At 64.4% G+C, this 19,475-nt stretch carries 18 protein-coding genes; all 18 read right to left on the bottom strand.

Going from position 1 to position 19,475, the window contains the following annotated elements:
- Nucleotides 1–6 precede the first annotated feature (6 nt).
- The 18 genes from ACREB4_RS12635 to scpB all read right to left on the bottom strand — a co-directional run bounded on the left by ACREB4_RS12635 (nt 7) and on the right by scpB (nt 19,146).
- Nucleotides 7–1,374, bottom strand: a complete 1,368-nt coding sequence (locus tag ACREB4_RS12635; protein ID WP_431588578.1) for an adenylosuccinate synthase — start codon at nt 1,372–1,374, stop codon at nt 7–9.
- 54 nt (nt 1,375–1,428) lie between these two features.
- A complete protein-coding gene (locus tag ACREB4_RS12630) occupies nt 1,429–2,613 on the bottom strand; it encodes an ATP phosphoribosyltransferase regulatory subunit (RefSeq protein WP_431588577.1) in 1,185 nt (394 codons plus the stop codon).
- A 129-nt stretch (nt 2,614–2,742) separates the two neighbouring features.
- Nucleotides 2,743–2,928, bottom strand: coding sequence for a DUF2065 domain-containing protein (locus ACREB4_RS12625; protein WP_431588576.1), 186 nt, complete (start codon nt 2,926–2,928; stop codon nt 2,743–2,745).
- Between the two features lie 33 nt (nt 2,929–2,961).
- Complete coding sequence (gene hflC, locus ACREB4_RS12620; protein ID WP_431588575.1) at nt 2,962–3,861, bottom strand: protease modulator HflC; 900 nt, start codon at nt 3,859–3,861, stop codon at nt 2,962–2,964.
- A gap of 23 nt (nt 3,862–3,884) precedes the next feature.
- On the bottom strand, nt 3,885–5,282 hold the full coding sequence (hflK, locus tag ACREB4_RS12615; RefSeq protein WP_431588574.1) for an FtsH protease activity modulator HflK: 1,398 nt from the start codon (nt 5,280–5,282) through the stop codon (nt 3,885–3,887).
- Entirely contained in the window at nt 5,279–6,541 is a 1,263-nt protein-coding gene (gene hflX / locus ACREB4_RS12610) for a GTPase HflX (RefSeq protein WP_431588573.1), read from the bottom strand. Before hflX ends, hflK begins: the two co-directional genes overlap by 4 nt.
- 63 nt (nt 6,542–6,604) lie before the next feature.
- Nucleotides 6,605–6,850: an RNA chaperone Hfq gene (hfq, locus tag ACREB4_RS12605; protein ID WP_230181491.1), complete on the bottom strand. Its 246-nt coding sequence runs from the start codon at nt 6,848–6,850 to the stop codon at nt 6,605–6,607.
- Nucleotides 6,851–6,946: 96 nt separating this feature from the next.
- Nucleotides 6,947–8,287, bottom strand: a complete 1,341-nt coding sequence (gene der, locus ACREB4_RS12600) for a ribosome biogenesis GTPase Der (protein ID WP_431588572.1) — start codon at nt 8,285–8,287, stop codon at nt 6,947–6,949.
- Between the two features lie 18 nt (nt 8,288–8,305).
- Nucleotides 8,306–9,430, bottom strand: coding sequence for an outer membrane protein assembly factor BamB (gene bamB / locus ACREB4_RS12595; RefSeq protein WP_431588571.1), 1,125 nt, complete (start codon nt 9,428–9,430; stop codon nt 8,306–8,308).
- 40 nt (nt 9,431–9,470) lie between these two features.
- The gene (locus ACREB4_RS12590; RefSeq protein WP_431588570.1) at nt 9,471–10,187 is read right to left on the bottom strand and encodes a YfgM family protein; all 717 of its coding nucleotides are present in this window, start codon (nt 10,185–10,187) and stop codon (nt 9,471–9,473) included.
- A 34-nt stretch (nt 10,188–10,221) separates the two neighbouring features.
- Nucleotides 10,222–11,523, bottom strand: coding sequence for a histidine--tRNA ligase (hisS, locus tag ACREB4_RS12585; RefSeq protein WP_431588569.1), 1,302 nt, complete (start codon nt 11,521–11,523; stop codon nt 10,222–10,224).
- A 67-nt stretch (nt 11,524–11,590) separates the two neighbouring features.
- A complete protein-coding gene (ispG, locus tag ACREB4_RS12580; protein WP_431588568.1) occupies nt 11,591–12,880 on the bottom strand; it encodes a flavodoxin-dependent (E)-4-hydroxy-3-methylbut-2-enyl-diphosphate synthase in 1,290 nt (429 codons plus the stop codon).
- Nucleotides 12,877–13,776 (bottom strand): helix-turn-helix domain-containing protein, encoded by a 900-nt coding sequence (locus ACREB4_RS12575; RefSeq protein ID WP_431588567.1) that lies wholly within the window; start codon nt 13,774–13,776, stop codon nt 12,877–12,879. The genes ispG and ACREB4_RS12575 overlap by 4 nt, the downstream gene beginning before the upstream one ends.
- Nucleotides 13,769–14,635, bottom strand: coding sequence for a type IV pilus biogenesis/stability protein PilW (pilW, locus tag ACREB4_RS12570; protein ID WP_431588566.1), 867 nt, complete (start codon nt 14,633–14,635; stop codon nt 13,769–13,771). The genes ACREB4_RS12575 and pilW overlap by 8 nt, the downstream gene beginning before the upstream one ends.
- Nucleotides 14,636–14,673: 38 nt before the next feature.
- The gene (gene rlmN / locus ACREB4_RS12565) at nt 14,674–15,816 is read right to left on the bottom strand and encodes a 23S rRNA (adenine(2503)-C(2))-methyltransferase RlmN (protein WP_431588565.1); all 1,143 of its coding nucleotides are present in this window, start codon (nt 15,814–15,816) and stop codon (nt 14,674–14,676) included.
- Nucleotides 15,817–15,824: 8 nt separating this feature from the next.
- Nucleotides 15,825–16,250 (bottom strand): nucleoside-diphosphate kinase, encoded by a 426-nt coding sequence (gene ndk / locus ACREB4_RS12560; protein WP_431588564.1) that lies wholly within the window; start codon nt 16,248–16,250, stop codon nt 15,825–15,827.
- A 128-nt stretch (nt 16,251–16,378) separates the two neighbouring features.
- Nucleotides 16,379–18,514 (bottom strand): 23S rRNA pseudouridine(2605) synthase RluB, encoded by a 2,136-nt coding sequence (gene rluB / locus ACREB4_RS12555; protein WP_431588563.1) that lies wholly within the window; start codon nt 18,512–18,514, stop codon nt 16,379–16,381.
- Nucleotides 18,511–19,146, bottom strand: coding sequence for an SMC-Scp complex subunit ScpB (gene scpB, locus ACREB4_RS12550; RefSeq protein WP_431588562.1), 636 nt, complete (start codon nt 19,144–19,146; stop codon nt 18,511–18,513). The genes rluB and scpB overlap by 4 nt, the downstream gene beginning before the upstream one ends.
- Nucleotides 19,147–19,475 lie beyond the last annotated feature (329 nt).

Genomic DNA, 19,475 nt, shown 5'->3' with positions numbered 1-19,475 from the left:
TGCGCTTCAGAGCGCGCCATCTTTGTAGGGATGACGAAGCAGGATGGTGTGGTCACGGTCGGGGCCCGTGGACACCATGTCGATCGGCGCGCCGATGAAGCCCTGCACGCGCTCGAGGTAAGCGCGAGCGTTGGCGGGCAGCTTGTCCCACTCGGTGATGCCGAAGGTCGTGCCTTCCCAACCGGGAAAGCTTTCGTAGATGGGCTCGCAGGCGATGATCTCATCGGCGTCCAGCGGCAGGATGTCCACACGTTGGCCGTTGAGCTGGTAGCCGGTGCAGACCTTGATTTCATCGAGGCCGTCGAGGACATCCAGCTTGGTGATGCACAGACCCGAGATGCCGTTGATCAGCACCGAACGCTTGAGCGCGGCGGCGTCCAGCCAGCCACAACGGCGAGCACGGCCAGTGACGGTGCCACGCTCCTGGCCCACGGTGGACAGGTGGTAGCCGACGGTGCCTTCCTTTTCCCACTCGAGTTCGGTCGGGAACGGGCCGCTGCCCACGCGCGTGGTGTAGGCCTTGGTGATGCCCAGGATGTAGTGCAGCTTGTCGGGGCCGACGCCCGAACCTGCTGCGGCATTGCCGGCCACGCAGTTGCTGGAGGTGACGTAGGGATAGGTGCCGTGGTCGATGTCCAGCAAGGTGCCTTGGGCACCTTCGAACAAAATGCTGCCACCCTTGACGTTGGTGTCGTGCAGGCGCACGCCGACGTCGGCCAGCATGGGCACGATCTGTTCGGCCGCCTTCATGGCGCTGTCGTAGATGGGCTGGAATTCGAGGGCTTCGCCCTTGAGGTAGCCGGTCAGCGCGAAGTTGTGCAACTCGATCAGCTCGCGCAGCTTCTTGGCGAAACGCTCGGGGTGCTTGAGGTCTTGCACGCGCAAGGCACGTCGCGCCACCTTGTCTTCGTAGGCCGGGCCGATGCCCTTGCCGGTGGTGCCGATCTTGCCGTTGCCGCTGGATTCGCGCAGCAGCTCGCGGGCCTTGTCGACCGCCACGTGGAAAGGCAGGATCAATGGGCAGGACTCGCTGATGAACAGGCGCGAGCGCACGTTCAGGCCAGCGGCTTCCAGGCGCTCGATCTCAAGCAGCAAGTGGGCCGGATCGACCACCACGCCGTTGCCGATGTAGCAGGCCACACCGTCGCGCATGATGCCCGAGGGAATCAGTTGCAAGGCGGTTTTCTTGCCGTTGATGACCAGGGTGTGGCCGGCATTGTGGCCACCTTGAAAACGCACCACGCCCGCGGCATGGTCGGTGAGCCAGTCGACGACCTTGCCCTTGCCTTCGTCACCCCATTGGGTGCCGACGACGACGACATTGCGGCCGGTTGATGCAGTGCGGGGACGAGCCGGCGCGGTTGAGCTTTGCATGACTGAATCCTGTAATTCCAAAAAAAACCGGGGGTATCGGAGCGTGACTGAAGGTCAGAGCGAACGCACCGACCACTGCCCGTTGACCATGGCCAGTTCACGGTCGCAGTCGAATTCCTGCACTTCGTGTTCGTGGCCGGGCAACACGCACACCACGGTGTGCCCTTGTTGACGCAATTGACGCACAGCCTGGCGCAAGGCGGGGTCTTCACCCCAAGGGGCACGCACCGCAGAACGCACCACTGAACCGTCGCGACCGGACAGCAAGTCGGCCACGATCTTGAGGTCGAGGCTGAAGCCCACCGCCGGACGGCGACGGCCAAAGATCGCACCCACTTCATCGTAGCGGCCGCCGCGGAGCAAAGCGTCGGCGTGGCCTTCGCCATAGACGGCAAAGCGAGATCCGCTGTAATAGGCATAACCGCTGAGGTCGGCCAGGTCGAATCCGACGCGGACTTCGGGATGTGACTGGCGCAAATGGCCGGCCAGCCAGGTCAGGTCGTCAAGCGCGGCATGGACCAGGGGATGGCTGGGCAGCACGCGGCGGGCCTCGGCCAGGATCTCGCTGTCGCCATACAGGCGGGTCAAGGCCACCAGGGCAGTGACCGCTTCAGGAGACCAAGGGGTGGCCAGCGTACGCAGGGTGGCGGAATCCTTGGCGGCCAGGGCCAGAAGCAGTTGATGGCGGGTGTCGGCATCCAGGCGGTCGGCCACACCCAGGCCTTCGAGCACGCCCTGCACCAGGCGGACATCGGCCAAGTCGAGCACCAGGCCCTTGATGCCGATGGCCTTCAGGCCTTCGAGGGCCAACTCTTGCACTTCGAGGTCGGCCTCAAGGCCGGCGTGGCCGAAAATTTCGGCGCCGAACTGCAAGGGCTCGCGGCTGGCGTGAGGGCTGGCGGGACGCGTGTGCAGCACCGGGCCGCAATAGCAGAGCCGGGTCAGGCTGTCGCGGTTGAGGAGGTGCGCATCGATGCGGGCGACCTGCGGCGTGCTGTCGGCGCGCACACCCAGCGTGCGACCGCTGAGCTGGTCGACCAGCTTGAAAGTCTTGAGGTCGAGCGCATGACCCGTTCCGGAGAGCAGAGACTCGATGTGCTCCAACAAGGGAGGCATGACGAGTTCATAGCCGCAACCACGCGCCGCGTCCAACCAGGTGCGGCGCAGCTCTTCGAGGCGTCGAGCCTGCGCAGGCAAGACATCGGCAATGTGCTCTGGCAGCAGCCAAGCAGACGACATAAGAAATTGGGAGGGGGTTAAAAACAGGATTTTACCGGGGTCTGGCGCCAAATTGACGGCCAAATTTCACCCCAGCGCGAATCTGCTACCTGAACCAATGGAATTCTTGCCCCAAAGGCCGGGATCAGGTCATGGCAGCAGGCAGAACAGGGTCAGGCCGATGACGATGCTGGCCAGCCCGACGAAACGGAGTTGGCCGTCGCTGAGTTTGAGGGCCTGCTCGAACACCCGCCGCCAAGCAGCAGGGTTGAACAAGGGCAAAAGCCCCTCGATCACCAGCACCAGGGCCAAGGCGGCCCACCATGAATTGGACATGGATCAGGAAGCGGGCCTTGGAAGGCCCGACGTTCATTTGCGGGCCGCAGGTGCGGGGGCTGCACCACCGCCAGCGCCACGCATGGCCCTGAAGAAATCGCTGCTGGGGTCCAGAACCATCACGTCCGTCTTGCTGCGGAACGTGGCGCGGTACGCTTCCAGGCTGCGGTAGAACTGGGCGAACTGGGGGTCCTTGCCAAAGGCCTCGGCGTAGATGGTCGAGGCCTTGGCGTCGCCCTCGCCCTTCACCTTCTGGGCATCGCGGTAAGCCTCGGCGACGATGATCTCGCGTTGGCGATCGGCGTCGGCACGGATCTTTTCGCTTTCGGCGTAACCAGTGGAACGCAGTTCATTGGCCACGCGTTTGCGCTCGGACTCCATGCGGCGGTAGACCGACTCGGTGATGTTGGCCGAGAAATCCACGCGCTTGATGCGCACGTCCACGATGATGATGCCGAAAGCCTTGGCGTCATCGGCGAGGCGTTGGATCACGCCTTGCATGACCTTCTCGCGTTCGGTGGACAAGACGGCACCGACGGTGCGCTTGGTCACTTCTTCATTGAGGGCGGCCTGCACGATGGGGCTCAAGCGGTTCTCGATGTTGCGGATGTCCACGCCGTTGTTGCGGATGAACTGGCGCGGATCGGCGATTCGCCACTTGACCAACCAGTCGATCACCAGGCTTTTCTTCTCGGCGGTGAAGATGGGACGGGCCTCGACGCTGTCCAGGGTCTGGATGCGGCGGTCCAGGAAGACCACATTCTGCAAGGGCGCCGGCAGCTTGAACTTGAGGCCGGGTTCGCTCTTGACGTCCTTGATCTCGCCCAGGGCATAGACCACGGCGAACTGGCGTTGATCGACCACGAACAAGGTCGAGGCCAGGATGATGATGACCAGCAGTGCGCCGGCCACGAAAAGTCCAATGCGGTTCATGTCAGGTTCCTTGCCTTCGACATTCAGCGGCTGTCACGGTCACGGCTGCGGAGGCCGTCACGTGAGCGGGGGTCTGGAGCGGTGGTCGGGCCATTGGCCACCGAAGCGGGGCCAGGCGTCTCGGTGCCCGCGGAGGCCGGGGCCACGGGCGCACCGGCAGAAGCCGAGCCTGCGCTGTTGCCCGCCGAAGCCGCACTCATCTGGACGATCTTGTCCAGCGGCAAGTACAGCAGGTTGGAGCCCGAACGGGAGTCCACCATCACCTTGGTCACGTTGCCATAGACCTGCTGCATCGCGTCGATGTACAGGCGGTCGCGGGTCACGCCAGGCGCCTTCTGGTACTCGGTCAACACCGACTTGAAACGTTGCGCATCACCTTCGGCGTGCGCCACGACGTTGGCGGAATAGGCCGCAGCCTCTTCACGAAGACGGGCCGCCGTGCCCTGAGCTTTGGGGATCACGTCATTGGCGTAAGCCTGGCCTTCGTTCTTGGCGCGCTCGCGGTCGGCACCGGCCTTGAACGCGTCGTCGAAAGCGGCTTGCACCGGCTCGGGCGCCTGCACGCTCTGGACGTTGACGTTGGCGATGATGACCCCGGCCTTCACCTTGTTGACCTGGGCCTGGATCGACTTCACCAGCTCGGCGGCAATGGCGTCGCGCTGCTCGTAAAGCACCGAGTCCATGGTGCTGTTGCCCACGATCTCGCGCACGGCCGACTCGGCGGCCTGGGCCACGGCCTCGTCGGAGCTGCGGTTCTCGAACAGGTACTGGCGTGCATCGCTCAGGCGGTACTGGACCGTGAAGCGGATGTCGACGATGTTCTCGTCGCGGGTAAGCATGGACGATTCGCGTGAGCCGGTGGCCTGCATGACCGAGCTGGTGCCCACGTCAATGGAGCGCAGCTGCGTCAGGTTGACGATTTCATGGCTTTGGAAAGGGTATGGCGCACGCCATTGGAAGCCGGCTTCGGCCGTGTGGCTGAAGCGCCCGAAGGACATCACCACGGCCTGCTGGCCTTCCTGGACGATGAAGAAGCCACTGCCCAGCCAGATCAAGGCCACCAGGCCCGCGATCAGGCCGATGCCGATGCCGGCATTGCCACCATCGGGCGAGAAGCCGCCACCGCCCGAGCTGTTGTTGTTATGGTCGCCACCGCCCTTGCCCGAGAACAGGCCGCTGAGCTTGCGGTTGAAGTCGCGCCACAGCTCATCGAGGTCTGGCGGGCCTTCATTGCGGCCGTTGTTGTAGACCACCTCCGCACCCGCCGCTTGGGGCAGCGCGGACCTGAGGGCGCGCAGGCCAAGCCAGCCAAGACGCCGGCTTGCGCCCAGCGCCAGCTGAGCCGCCGCGGCCAGCGCGCTCAACACCGGCAGGCGAGGTCTTTCAGGCACTTGGCCTGGCTCCAGGGATTGCATGTTCATGGTTGGACAGTCGTCGAAGGAGTTTCCAGGAGCCCGGCGCCGGACTCCTGCTGTGAATTCAAGGGATTGTGCATTGTGAATGGGCTTTGCAAACCTGGAAACGCGCCGAGGTCATCGCCCAGGCCATTCAACGCGGCTTCCGCGATGACCTGCCGCAACGCATCCAGCCCCTGCCCGCGCAAAGCACTGACGAACACACGCAGGCATCGGCGCCCCGAGGGCAGCTCGAAAAGGTCGAGGCTGTGGGGCGGTTGCTGGTGCTCGGGCAGGCAATCGCATTTGTTGAAGACCAGCACCTGGGGAATGTCGGCCGCGCCGATGTCGCCCAGGACGCGGATGACTTCGGTGAGTTGCTCCATCAGCACTGGACTGGCCGCATCAACCACGTGCAGGAGCACATCGGCCTCGGCCGCCTCCTGCAAGGTGGCCTCGAAGGATTCCACCAAGGTGTGCGGCAGGTCGCGGATGAAGCCCACCGTGTCGGACAGGGTGACGCTGCGTTGGGCCTGCGCCAGGTAGAACTGGCGGGTGGTGGTGTCGAGCGTGGCGAAGAGTTGGTCGGCCGCGTAGGTGCCGGCCTTGGTGAAGGCGTTGAACAGCGTCGACTTGCCCGCGTTGGTGTAGCCCACCAATGAGACGCGGAAGGTGCCCGTGCGCTCACGCGAGCGCCGCTGCGTGTTGCGCTGGCGCTTGACCTTGACCAGTTGTTCTTTCAGCGACTTGATGCGCTGGTCGATCATGCGGCGGTCGAGCTCGATCTGGGTTTCGCCAGGGCCGCCGCGCATGCCGGCGCCGCCCCGTTGGCGCTCCAGGTGAGACCAGCGGCGCACGAGGCGCGTCGAGAGGTACTTGAGCCGGGCCAGTTCGACCTGCAGCTTGCCCTCGTGGCTGCGCGCACGCGCGCCGAAGATTTCAAGGATCAGGCCGGTGCGGTCGAGCACCTCGACACCCAGGTGGCGTTCGAGGTTGCGTTGCTGAGCGGGTGACAGGGCCTGGTCGAAGATGACGGCCTGGGCCTGGTGCAGAACGACCAGGTCCTTGATTTCGTTGGCCTTGCCTGAACCGACGAAGAAGGCAGGGTCAGGGGCCTTGCGTTTGGCCGTGACCTTTTCGACGGGCGCATCGCCGGCCGACTCGGCCAGCAAGGCAAGTTCATCGAGGGACGGGTCGAAAGACGAGCCCGGCCCGAAATCGACGCCCACCAGCACAACCCGAGGTGCATCGGACGGTTTTTGCACAGACGGCGATGAGGATGTCAAGGCGTCAGTGCGTCAGTGCAACACGGGTTGGGGCTGGAAGAGCGAGAAGACATGGCTGACAAATCAGGCCGCGTCTTCGGTCGAGTCGTTGGCGTGGAAATTCACCGCACGGCCGGGCACGACGGTCGAAATCGCGTGCTTGTAGACCATTTGGGTGACCGTGTTGCGAAGCAGCACCACGTATTGGTCGAACGACTCGATGTGTCCCTGGAGTTTGATGCCGTTGACCAGGTAAATGGACACCGGCACATGTTCTCTGCGCAAGAGGTTCAGGAAGGGGTCTTGTAGGAGTTGCCCTTTGTTGCTCACGATATGCTCCGTGTTGAAAAGTTTCGGACTTGACACCTTAACACAGCCCCTTACGCCTGACGGATGAAGGGATTGTGAAGGAGGCGTAAAGCGCCGCTATTTGTCGGTGAAAGGGTTGCTGGACGACTTGGTCTGGATCCGCAATGGCGTGCCCGTCAGCTTGAAATGCGCCCTGAAACGGGTTTCCAGGTAGCGCTTGTAGGCATCCGTGAGGTGTTCCAGCGAGTTGCCATGGATGACGATGATGGGTGGATTCTGGCCACCTTGGTGCGCGTAACGCAGCTTGGGGCGGGAAATGCCACCGCGCTTGGGTTGCTGGAATTCCACAGCCTCCAGTAACAGGCGTGTCAGGATGGGCGTCGGCATCTTCCGGGTGGCGGAAGACCAGGCATCCGCGATCGACTTCCAGACCGGCCCCAGGCCCTGGCGCTTGATGGCCGAGATGTGCAGGATCGGCGCGAACTTCAGGAATGCCAGGCGGGTTTCGATCGAGCGGGCCAGCATTTCCCGCTGGTAGCTGTCGACCGCGTCCCATTTGTTGATGGCCAGGACCACGGCGCGGCCGGATTCGAGGATGAAGCCGGCGATGTGGGCGTCCTGGTCGGTGACGCCCTGCGTGGCGTCCAGCAGCAGCAGGACGACGTTGGCATCGGAGATGGCCTGCAGGGTCTTGACGACCGAGAACTTCTCGATGGCCTCGAAGACCTTGCCCTTGCGGCGCAGGCCGGCGGTGTCGATCAACTCGAAACGCTGGCCTTCTCGCTCGAAAGGCACGCTGATGGCATCGCGGGTGGTACCGGGCATGTCGAAGGCGACCAGGCGCTCTTCACCCAACCAGGTGTTGATGAGGGTGGACTTGCCCACATTGGGACGACCGGCCACCGCCAGCTTGATGGGCGCGTTGGCGTCGATCTCGGCGGGTTCATCGTCTTCGTCCTCGTCGCCGAAGAAGTCGTCCAGCGCCAGGTCGAGCAGGCTGCGGATGCCCTGCCCGTGCGAGGCCGACACAGGGATGGGCTCGCCAATGCCCAGTTCGAAGAACTCGGCCAGCTGGACGCCTTCCTTCATGCCTTCGGCCTTGTTGGCGGCGAGCAGGACTTTCTTGTTGGCCGCGCGCAGGTAACGGGCGATGTCGTGGTCCTGCGCAGACAGGCCGTTGCGCGCATCGACGACGAACACCACGGCATCGGCTTCGGCGACGGCCTGGCGTGTCTGCTTGGCCATCTCCTTGAAGATGCCGGAGGTAGCGTCGGGTTCGAAGCCGCCGGTGTCGATGACCAGGTACTCGCGCGAGCCCATGCGACCTTCACCGTAGTGACGGTCGCGGGTCAGGCCGGCAAAATCGGCCACGATCGCATCGCGGCTCTTGGTCAGGCGGTTGAACAACGTCGATTTGCCGACGTTGGGTCGTCCGACCAAGGCAATCACAGGTTTCATGAAACTCCAGGGAAACTTTTAATTGGCACGCAAAGCGTAAAGCGTGCCGGAACGGGTGGCCACCAGCAACAAGCCGTCGGAGACCACGGGGGCGGCGATCAAGGGATCGTCCAGCGAAACGCGGGCCACGGTGCGGCCGTCGTCGAGGGACAGGATGTGCAACTCGCCATCAAAGTCCCCCACGGCGATCAGCTTGCCCCAGATGGCGGGTGCGCTGAGCTTGCGGTGCGTGAACCGGTCGACGCGCCAGCGGATTTCACCGTTTTCGGTCTTCCAGGCGCTGAGGCGATCGGCACCATCGGCGCCCACCACGGTGGTGTCGTCGGCGGCCACGGCCTGCGTGCCGCTTTGAGGACGCGTCCAGCGCAGGCTGCCACGGTTCATCTCGACGCAGGCGACCGACAGTTGGAAGGCGCGCACGCAGATTTCATCGTCGGCACGGGCGCCAGGGCCCACCAGGTCGGCCAAGCGCTCGACCTCGTTGGTGCCACGGGGAGTGCTCACGCTGAAGTCGAAACGGGGCGTGCCCTTCAAGGGGTCCAGGCCCACGAAGCGGGCCCCCTGCCCCACGACCAGGGTGTCGCGGAAGGCGGACAAGAGGCCGGGTGTGGACAGCGACAAGGGATCACCACCGGGGCGCTGGTAGTTCCAGAGCCAACGGCCATCGAGCACATCGTAGGCGCGCACGCTTCGGTCCACGCTTTGCACGAACACGCGCTCACCGGCCACCAGAGGCGAGGTGATGACGCGGCCAGGCAGGCGCTCGCGCCACAAGACCTTGCCTTGGTCGAAGGTGATGAGTTCGTTGTCGGTGGTGACAACGGCGGCATAGCGGCCATCGCTGCCCACCGAGGCGCTCAGCTTGGCCTTGGCGTCGGCGCGCCAGCGTTCCTGGCCGGTCTTGATGTCGACCGACAGGATTTGCCCATCTTCAGATGCCCAGGCCACCGCGTCCTTGGTCACGGCCAGGGAAATGGGCGTGTCGATGGAACCGACCCGCTTGCTCCAGACCGTGGTGATGACCTGGCTGGGCTTGAAGGACTCAAGAGGGGCAGGTTGCGGCTTGGTGGAGCCGCAGGCCGACAACAATGCCGCGGCGGTGGCCAAGGCCGTGGCGCCCAGAGCGCGTCTGAAGAAAGTCATGGTCGGGAGGTGGTCCATGGACAGAGGGTCGGGTTGGGAATCAGTTCGTGGGGGCCAGGCCGGGCGGCATGCCGGAAGGCGCGGCGCCAGCACCAGCCGCCGGGGGCACTTGCAGGGGCTGGGGCGCCTGTCCGGCGGCGGTCAGCTTGCCTTCCACGAAGCGGCGGTATTCCACCGTGGCGGGCAAGGCTTTCCAGGCTTGCTGGTAGGCCTTGACGGCCTCGTCTTTCTTGCCTTGGGCGAACAGGATGTCGCCACGGCGGTCGGCGACCAGCGCGGCGTAGGCCTCGGGCATGTCGGCGGACAGGACCTTCAGCGCTTCATCGTGCTGCTTGGCGTCCAGCATCAAACCCGCCAGGCGCAGGCGGCCAATGGCCACCAGGTCCTTGTTCTTGCCGCTGTCGACCAGCCATTGCAGGCTGGCACGGGCCAATTCGGGTTTTTGACGGCCGGCTTCCACCTTGGCCACCAGCAAGGCGCCCTGCTCGGCGAAGGTGGTACCGCCATAGCTGTCCTTCAGGTCGGCAAAGACCTTGGCGGCCTTGTCGACCTCGCCGGCGCCCGCGGCCCGGTCCAGTTCTTCGTAAAGACTGCCGGCACCGACGGACAGCTTCTGCTGCCAGTACAGGTAACCCGTCCACGCGGCATATCCCCCCAGGGCCAGCACCAGCACCCAGGTGATCAGGTTGCCGTACTGTTTCCAGAAGTGCTTGACCTGATCAAGCTGTTCTTGTTGTTCAAGGTCGTAAGTGGCCATGACGTGTTTTTCTTGGGTAAGTGGAAGCGGTGGATTATGACTGGCGATGGGCCCGCAATGTGTCGGCCCATTCCCCAGGCTGGGCCAGCGGCCTGGCGACCTGCTCGCCGCCATCGCGCAAGGGCTTGACGGACACCTGGCCTTGCGCGACCTCATCCGGGCCGAAGATCAAGGCGAAGCGGGCGCCACTGGCGTCGGCCTTCTTGAACTGCGATTTGGGGCTGGCCGGCCCATCTTTGCCGGCGGGGTTGAGTTGCACACGAACGCCAGCCTGGCGCAACGCCTCGACCGCGCTCATCACCGATGACAAAGGGGTGCCCGCGAAGACCAGGGCGATGGCATCGGGCGCAGTGGAAGGCGAGTCGATGCCGAGTTCCTGCAGCAACAGCAGCAAGCGCTCCATGCCCAATCCCCAGCCCACGGCTGGCGCCGGCTTGCCGCCGAGTTGCTCGATCAGGCCGTCATAGCGGCCACCGCCACAGATGGTGCCCTGGGCGCCCAGGCGGTCGGTCACCCACTCGAACACGGTGAGGTTGTAGTAATCCATGCCGCGCACCAGGCGCGGGTTGACCTTGTAGGCCACGCCAGCGGCGTCCAGCACCTGCTTGATCGCGTTGAAATGCGCGAGCGACGCCTCGCCCAGAAAATCCATCAAGCGCGGCGCGGCCTCGACCACGGGCTGCATCGCCGGGTTCTTGGTGTCGAGGATGCGCAGCGGGTTGCTGTGCAAGCGGCGGCGGGCGTCTTCATCCAGCAGTTGGGCATGAGCCTCCAGGTGCGCGATCAGCGCTTCGCGGTGGGCGCGGCGCTCTTCGGGCTGCCCCAGGCTGTTGATCTCCAGGCGCACATCGGTGCCGACGTTCAGGCCCAGGTCGCGCCACAGGGCCACGGTCATCAGGATCAACTCGGCATCGACATCGGGACCGGCAAAACCCAGCGCTTCGGCACCCACTTGGTGGAACTGGCGGTAGCGGCCTTTTTGAGGGCGCTCGTGGCGGAACATGGGGCCGATGTAGAACAGGCGTTTGCCGCCTTCGTAAAGAAAGCTGTGCTCGTTCATGGCGCGCACCACACCGGCCGTGCCTTCGGGGCGCAGCGTGAGGCGGTCGCCATTGAGGCTGTCGGCGAAGGAGTACATCTCTTTCTCGACGATGTCGGTGACTTCGCCCAGGCCGCGCACGAACAGGGCCGTGGGCTCGACGATCGGCGTGCGGATGTTGCTATAACCGTAACGGCGCATGAGCGTGCGCACGGTTTCTTCGAGCCATTCCCAGCGCGCCGAGTCCGGCGGCAGGATGTCGTTCATGCCTTTGATGGCTTGGAGGATGTCGGCCATGGAGATGAGATCGAGACGGTGTCTTGTGCAAAAAGGAAGGCGCAGAACCTGCGCCCGCGGATGAGGATCAGACCTTCGAGGCCACGCCGAAACGGCGGTCGATGTAATCCTGCACCAGTTGCTGGAAATCGTGGGCGATGCGGTCGCCGCGCAGGGTCAGGGCTTTCTCGCCATCGATGAACACGGGCGCGGCCGGGGCCTCGCCGGTGCCAGGCAGGCTGATGCCGATGTCGGCATGCTTGCTTTCGCCAGGGCCGTTGACGATGCAGCCCATCACGGCCACCTTCATGTTCTCGACACCCGGGTATTTGACCCGCCAGACGGGCATCTGGGCGCGCAGGAAATCGTCGATCTGCTTGGCCAGTTCCTGGAAGGTGGTGCTGGTGGTGCGGCCACAGCCCGGACAAGCGGTGACGCTGGGCACGAAGGTGCGCAAACCCAGGGCCTGCAAGATCTCAAGCGCCACCACGACCTCTTGCGTGCGCGATTCGCCAGGTTGCGGCGTGAGCGACACACGGATGGTGTCGCCGATGCCTTCTTGCATCAGGACGGACAAGGCGGCGGCCGAGGCCACGGTGCCCTTGGTGCCCATGCCGGCTTCGGTCAAGCCCAGGTGCAGGGGGTAATCACAGCGCTGCGCCAAGCCACGGTAGACACTGATCAGATCCTGCACCCCGCTGACCTTGCACGACAGGATGATCTGCTCCGGCGCCATGCCCAGTTCACGCGCGGCCTGGGCGGATTCAAGCGCCGAATTGATCAGGGCCTGGTACATGACCTGTTGCGTGGTCCAGGGCTGGGCACGCTTGGCGTTGTCGTCCATCAGCGTGGCCATCAACTCCTGGTCCAGACTGCCCCAGTTGACACCGATGCGCACGACCTTGTCGTACTTCAGCGCGGCTTCGATCATCTGGGCGAACTGTTTGTCTCGCTTGTCGCCCTTGCCCACGTTGCCGGGGTTGATCCGGTACTTGGACAGGGTCTTGGCGCAGTCTGGGAAATCGGTGAGCAGGCGGTGTCCGTTGTAGTGGAAATCGCCCACCAGGGGCACGTCGATGCCCATGCGGTCGAGCTGCTCCCGAATGTGCGGCACGGCGGCGGCGGCCTCGGGGGTATTGACCGTGATGCGCACCATCTCGGACCCGGCGATGGCCAGTTCCTTGACCTGGATGGCGGTGCCGATGACGTCGACCGTGTCGGTGTTGGTCATGGACTGCACGCACACGGGCGCATCACCGCCGATGAGCACGACACGCTTGTCCCAGACGACGCGCGCCTGCCGCGAACGACGTGCCGCTGGTCGGGCCACATCGATCGGCGTGGATGGATCAGCCGTGGAAAAAGAGGAATCGTTCATTTCAGTTCGAGCCGCGCCACATTGTTGCGCGTGTAGGAGGCCAGTTCAACCGGCTGACCTTGGTAGATCACCGCCAGGGCCGAAGAGTTTCCCAGCCGCAGCTTGAATGGGGGGGTGCCCTCCAGCGCCACGGTTTCGCCTTCTTTCAGGTGCCTGGACAGCAGCACGCTCTTCGCATCGCGAATTTCGACCCAGGCCGCCTGGGTGCTTTTCAACACCAAAGGTCCCTCGGACGCCGCGGCGCTGGTCGGCACGGAAGGGGCGGACGCCACGGGGGCCACCGCGGCCTGGGACGCCGCTGGATCGACCGCCGCCGAAGCGGCCGGCTCCGCCTGCGAGGGCACGATCTCGGGGGCGCTGACTGCATCGCCCATGGACGCAGGCGATTCAGGCGCCGAAGCAGGCACCACCACGGACGGGGACGGGGCCGAAGCCTTCTCGCCAGCGCTGGGAAGCGCCCAATGCGGCCATTGCACGGAGTCCGGCAGGAAATACACCGCCAAGGAGGCCAGCAAGAGGAATATGGGCGCCAGCCATTGCGGCTTCAGCAGGGCCTTGAGGTCGAAAGACTGCCCCGAATCGAACGACAGGTTCGCGCCCCTCGACTCCTTGAACGGCTGGTTCAAGGCTGGTTTGTTGGGTGCGAGCGGGATGGCCTGGGCCGCCGGCAGGGCCGCCAGGACGGGCGCCGGGTCGATCTTCAGGCTGCGGCACACCGTCATCGCCAGGGCGCGGGTGAAATTGGCATCGGGCAACTGGTCATGGCGGCCGCTCTCAAGCGCCGCCAGCTTGGCCGGAGTCACCTTGATCATCGACGCCAGGTCATCGATCTCCAGATTTTGAGCCTGACGCGCCTCGCGCAGCATCCGGCCTGCGGACTCGGGCGATTCACTCATCGAAACGCCCCAGTTCCAAGGCGGTGGCCTCGCGCGAGGTCGGGAAACGGCTGCGCAACACGCCTGCGAGTTCGTCACGCCCGCCCGAATTGCCCAGCCGGTTCTCGATGCGCACGCCCAGCCAGATGGACTCGGCGGTGATCTGCTCCGGCACGTTGTTCACCCGGCGGATGTAAAAACGGGCCCGCTCGTAGTCACCTCGCCGGTACAGCACCGAAGCGAGGTTGTAGGCGGTGGCGGGATTGGCCACGTCCAGCTCGTAAGAACGCGCCAATGACTTCTCGGCATCGGGCAGCAGCCCTGCGCGGATCTGGCAGACCCCCCGTGCCAGCAAGGTCTTGCTGGTGGCGATGCTTTGCGGCAGATTGGCCGCGCGCTCGAACAGGGCATCGGCTTCGGGATAGCGCTGCTTGCCGCACAACCACCAGGCGTAGTTGTGAATGGCGCTGCCATTTCGCTCGTCCAACTGGATGGCCCGCTTGAAGCTTTCATCGGCCAGGTTGGGCTCGTCCATGGCGCTGTAAATCAGGCCCCGTAATTCGTGCGCCTCGGACATCTGCCCGTCGATGGCCAACACGTGCTTGAGCTCGTCCAGCGCGGTGGTCAGCTGGTTCTGCGAAAAATAAACCGTTGCCAATTCCAGCCGGATGCGGGCCCGCTTGCGCGCGTCGCTCTCGTCGGAGGCCGTGACCACGTCGTCCGATTTGGAAGCGGCGGCGGCCCGGGACATGGCCCTGCTGGTGCTCTCGGTCGACGCGTCTCCCGAACGGGGGGCGTTGACACAACCGGTCAAGGACACAAGACTCAAGACCACGGCAAGACCCAGGCAGGCCTGCTGCGTACAACGGAAAATGGTCATGCGGTCGGTCTCCTGCGCCGGGAACGGGCCGCCGGCGCTCAATTCGTGGGAGGGGTGCCGCGGCCAGCGGCCCCCGGGATCAGGGTGACAACAACGGGTTGCCGGGTCATGCGCCCCTTGGCATTGGTGCGGTCCTGCACCTCACCGGCGAGTTGACCACACGCCGCGTCGATGTCGTCGCCACGTGTCTTGCGCACGGTCGTGACCAAGCCGGCATCGGCCAGGATCCGGGCAAAAGCCTGCACCCGCGCGTTGTTGGAGCGCAGCAAGCCAGAAGCCGGGAAAGGGTTGAATGGAATGAGGTTGAACTTGCAAGGAATGCGACCACGCACCAGGTCGATCAGCTGATGCGCATGCTCGTCAGTATCGTTGACACCATCGAGCATGCAGTACTCGAAGGTGATGAAATCGCGCGGCGCGGCCGACAGGTAGTCGGAGCAGGTCGTCAGCAACTCGTCGATCGGGTACTTGCGGTTGATGGGCACCAGCTCGTTGCGCAACAGGTCGTTGGGCGCGTGCAGCGACACCGCCAGCGCCACGGGGCAGTCGTTCTTGAGGCGCTCGATCATCGGCACCACGCCCGAAGTGGAGACCGTGACACGCCGACGCGACAGGCCATAGCCGTGGTCGTCCAGCATCATGCGCAAGGCCGGCATGACGGCCGAATAATTCTGAAGGGGCTCGCCCATGCCCATCATCACCACATTGCTGATGATGCGCTCCGTCTTGCCAAAACGCTTGCGCAGCGAATGCTCGGCATACCAGAGCTGGGCGATGATCTCGCCAGTGGTCAGGTTGCGGCTGAAGCCCTGGTGGCCGGTCGAGCAGAAACGACAGCCCACGGCACAACCGGCTTGGGACGAGATGCACAGAGTGGCTCGATCGTCCTCGGGGATGTAGACGCTTTCAACGGCATTGCCGGCACCGACATCGAACAACCATTTGATGGTGCCGTCGGCGGACACATGCTCGCTGATGATGGGCAGCGGCTTGAGGGTGGCAATGCCCTGGAGCTTGCCACGCAGTGATTTGGCCAGGTCCGACATCTGGTCGAAGTCGGAAGCGCCTTTTTGATGGATCCAACGGAACAGCTGGGTGGCGCGAAAACGCTTTTCACCCAGTTGTTCACAGAACGCGGCCAAGCCATCCAGGTCGAAATCAAGAAGGTTGGCAGCGCTCATGCTTCAGCTTAACGGCTGTAGACGTTCAGGCCGGGGAAGAAGAAAGCGATTTCTTGAGCGGCGGTTTCAGCGGCGTCGGAGCCGTGCACGGCGTTGGCGTCGATGCTGTCAGCGAAATCGGCACGGATGGTGCCCTTCTCGGCCTTTTTCGGGTCGGTGGCGCCCATCAGGTCGCGGTTCTTGCCGATGGCGCCTTCGCCTTCGAGCACTTGCACGAACACGGGGCCGGAGACCATGAAGTCCACGAGGTCCTTGAAGAAGCCGCGCTCTTTGTGCACGCCGTAGAAGGTTTCGGCTTCTTGACGCGACAGTTGCACCAACTTGGCGGCGGCGATCTTCAGGCCAGCGCCTTCAAAGCGGGCGACGATCTGACCGATCACGTTCTTGGCGACAGCGTCGGGTTTGATGATCGACAGGGTGCGTTCGATAGCCATTATTCAGTTCTCCTAAGTCTGGATTTGACAAAACCCAGCATTGTATCGCCGGGATGTTTCATTTGCTTTGCCGGGCAAGCCACCAACGCGAACGTCAAGATGAGGCTTACCCGATGCTTTTTCAGGGTTCAGCGGCGACCGCGGCCACCACCACCGCCGCCACCATGCCCACCACCGCCGCCGCCACCACCACCACCACCACCACCACCACCACCACCACCGCGGCCGGAACGTCCGCCCACCTTGTTGAAGTAGGCATCAGCGCCGATGTAACCCACCGAGGTTTGCAGGGGGTCTGGCTGACGGGGAGCGCCCTTCTTTTCAGCGGGCGGACGGTTGCCAGCGTCGTGGTCGGGACGACCGAAACCCTGGGTGATGCGCTTGGAACCCTTGACAAAACGCTTGTCGAAAGTCTGCTCGAGCGGATTGGGGATGGGGCCGATGTGGTCGAAATCGTCGTTGTGATCGCCTTGGGGCCGCTCCACGGGCGGACGCGCCTGTTGACCTTGCGGGCGATTCTGGTTTTGGTGACGGCCACCTTGGTTGCCACCACCTTGAGGGCCATGCCCCCCCGGGCCTTGAGGACCACGGCCGTCGCGGTCACGGTCACGGTCGCGCCCATTGCCTTGCTGCTGCCCGTGGCCGCCTTGCTTGCCCTTGAAATTGCCTTGACCTTGCTGGCCGCCCTGCCCCTGACCTTGGCCCTGAGGCTTACCGTTGTTGCGGCCGCCCTTCTGGAAATTGTTGTCGGGGCGGTCGAAACCAGCCAGAGACTTCACCGCGCGGACATCGGATTCGCCCAGTTCGATCCAGACACCGCGCTTGAGCCCACGCGGCAGCACGATCGCGCCATAGCGAACGCGGATCAGGCGGCTGACCGCCAGGCCCACAGCCTCGAACAGCCGGCGCACTTCGCGGTTGCGGCCTTCGGTGATGACGACGCGGTACCAGTGGTTCACACCTTCGCCGCCCCCATTTTCGATGGACTTGAACGAGGCCATCTGGCCTTCGATGTTCACGCCTTCGAGCAGCTTGTTCTTGGAGCTTTCCGGCAGCGTGCCCAGCACGCGCACGGCGTACTCACGCTCGACGCCAAACCGGGGGTGCATCAGCTGGTTGGCCAACTCGCCCGAGGTCGTGAACAGCAGCAGGCCTTCGGTGTTGATGTCCAGGCGCCCCACCGACATCCACTTGCCATTCTGCAGGCGTGGCAGGCGGCGGAACACGGTCGGGCGGCCTTGCGGATCGTCGTGCGTGACCACTTCGCCCACGGGCTTGTGGTAGGCCAGGATGCGCGCGGGCTGCGGGGCGATGCGGATGCGGATGGGTTTGCCGCCCACCTTGACCTGGTCGCCATAAGAGATGCGCTGGCCGATGTGGGCCGCTTCGCCATTGACCGTGATGCGACCGTCTTCGATCATCTGCTCGATGTCGCGGCGCGAACCGATGCCGGATTGGGCCAGCACCTTCTGCAGCTTGGGCGCATCGGGCTCGGGGCGCAGCACACGCTTCTGCGGATCGGCTTCGCCACCTTCGGCGCCTTCTTCGGCGGGCTCATCCCGCACGGTGTCGAAATCACCCGACAGCAGTTCGGCGAACACTTCATTGGCTTGTTCTGCGGCGATCGCGGCACGGCGCGAAGGCGGTTGATCCGCATCTTGGGGCTCACCGCCCTCGCCTTCGGCAACATCGCCACCGGCTTCTGAACCCTGCTCGTCCGAAGCCTGGGCCACGGGGCGTGCTGGCCTGTCGCCCCGCTGGCCGCGAGGACCACGGTCACGGCGATTGCCACGCTCGCCGCGCTCTTCAAAGCGGGGCTCGCCGTCGTTGGGCACGGCTTGCTCGCCGACTTCTTGCGCCACGGGGGCTTGCGCGGCCACCGCCTCGCTCACATCAGGCCCCAGTTGCAGGAAGCCATCACCGGCACGTTCGCGCACCACGGGCACCGCCTCAGAAGCCGGCTCGGCAGCATCGGCCACCACCTTCTTGCGGGGCGCGCGCTTGGGCTTGCTCTCCGCAGACTCTTCAGCGGCGACGGGCGCAGCCTCTTCGGCCACCGCGGCAGCGGCCTTGCGGCGGCGCGGCGCGGGCTTGGCGTCTTCTGCTGGCGATTCGGCGTCAGCCGCCGCGACAGGCTCGGCCTGCACCTCGGCGGCGGCCTTCTTGCGAGGCGCACGCTTGGGCTTGGGCGCATCCTCGGACGCGGCGTCAGGCAGGGATGACGGTTCGGTGGGGTCTTGCATGGGCGCGTTGTCTGAGGTCATGGAGCAGGGGAAGGTTCGGTGGGGTCGGCTGACTCATCAGCCGCATCAGCATCGGGGTTGGAAGGATGGTCGGACTCGAGCAGATCGGCTTGTGCTTCCAACAGCGTGCCTTGCCCTTGTTCCTCGTCGTCTTGCGGGTTGTTGAGCACCGCGTCGGGATCGTTGTCCAGGCCGGGCAGCATGCCCTGCGCGCCCAACATGCCGTCCAGCGCCGGCAGCTGGTCCAGGGACTTCAGGCCCATGTCGTCCAGAAAATGACGGGTGGTGGCGTACAAGCCGGGCCGCCCAGGGGCGTCGCGGTGACCGATCACCTCGATCCAGCCACGGTCTTCGAGCTGCTTGACCATCTGGGTGCTGACGGTCACGCCGCGGATGTCTTCAATGTCGCCCCGGGTGACCGGCTGTTTGTAGGCAATGATGGCCAGGGTTTCCATCGTGGCCCGCGAATACTTGGGCGGCTTTTCAGGGTTCAGCCGGTCGAGGTATTCCTGCACGTCGGCGGTGGTCTGGAAGCGCCAGCCCGAGGCGGACTCCCGCAACTCCACGCCGCGGCCATCCCAACTCTGGGCGATGTCGGCCAGCAAGGCGCGCACCCCATCGACCGACACGGTGTCGTCGAAGAGGGCGCGCATGTCTCGCACCGTCATGGGCTGATGGGCGCATAAAAGCGCCGCTTCTAGTACGCGTTGAGCGTCCTGAGGATTGAGGACTTCCATCTCTTCAATCGGTAAACACACGCCACCCGTTCAAGGTGGAGGTTCAAACGCCGCACGCCGGGTTATCGGGCTGCGCGACACGGACCCAAGTGGCATCGGCCGGCAAACGAATGCACATGCCCGAAGACCGAGTTGACCGCCTGGTGGGGCTGTATGACGCCTTGGGTTTGATCTTGCGCCCCATGCAGGGGCATCCGCTTGTGGGCAAAGTTGTCAGATCAAACAAGCTTTGCCGGATGGTTGGC

The organism is Aquabacterium sp., from assembly GCF_050725395.1.
Classification (GTDB): Bacteria; Pseudomonadota; Gammaproteobacteria; order Burkholderiales; family Burkholderiaceae_C; genus Aquabacterium.
The sequence above is the reverse complement of the archived record's forward strand: the minus strand, read 5'-3'. Positions and strand labels throughout refer to the sequence as shown.

Coding starts and splice junctions, on each gene's coding strand:
- ndk (WP_431588564.1), bottom strand. CDS start 16,250: ATGGCTATCGAACGCACCCTGTCGATCATCAAACCCGACGCTGTCGCC.
- rlmN (WP_431588565.1), bottom strand. CDS start 15,816: ATGAGCGCTGCCAACCTTCTTGATTTCGACCTGGATGGCTTGGCCGCG.
- ACREB4_RS12635 (WP_431588578.1), bottom strand. CDS start 1,374: ATGCAAAGCTCAACCGCGCCGGCTCGTCCCCGCACTGCATCAACCGGC.
- ACREB4_RS12630 (WP_431588577.1), bottom strand. CDS start 2,613: ATGTCGTCTGCTTGGCTGCTGCCAGAGCACATTGCCGATGTCTTGCCT.
- ispG (WP_431588568.1), bottom strand. CDS start 12,880: ATGAACGATTCCTCTTTTTCCACGGCTGATCCATCCACGCCGATCGAT.
- hflC (WP_431588575.1), bottom strand. CDS start 3,861: ATGAACCGCATTGGACTTTTCGTGGCCGGCGCACTGCTGGTCATCATC.
- ACREB4_RS12590 (WP_431588570.1), bottom strand. CDS start 10,187: ATGGCCACTTACGACCTTGAACAACAAGAACAGCTTGATCAGGTCAAG.
- hflK (WP_431588574.1), bottom strand. CDS start 5,282: ATGAACATGCAATCCCTGGAGCCAGGCCAAGTGCCTGAAAGACCTCGC.
- ACREB4_RS12625 (WP_431588576.1), bottom strand. CDS start 2,928: ATGTCCAATTCATGGTGGGCCGCCTTGGCCCTGGTGCTGGTGATCGAG.
- pilW (WP_431588566.1), bottom strand. CDS start 14,635: ATGACCATTTTCCGTTGTACGCAGCAGGCCTGCCTGGGTCTTGCCGTG.
- der (WP_431588572.1), bottom strand. CDS start 8,287: ATGAAACCTGTGATTGCCTTGGTCGGACGACCCAACGTCGGCAAATCG.
- scpB (WP_431588562.1), bottom strand. CDS start 19,146: ATGCGCGCCCTCTTCGACGACACCGTGTCGGTCGATGGGGTGCGCGCC.
- ACREB4_RS12575 (WP_431588567.1), bottom strand. CDS start 13,776: ATGAGTGAATCGCCCGAGTCCGCAGGCCGGATGCTGCGCGAGGCGCGT.
- rluB (WP_431588563.1), bottom strand. CDS start 18,514: ATGACCTCAGACAACGCGCCCATGCAAGACCCCACCGAACCGTCATCC.
- bamB (WP_431588571.1), bottom strand. CDS start 9,430: ATGACTTTCTTCAGACGCGCTCTGGGCGCCACGGCCTTGGCCACCGCC.
- hisS (WP_431588569.1), bottom strand. CDS start 11,523: ATGGCCGACATCCTCCAAGCCATCAAAGGCATGAACGACATCCTGCCG.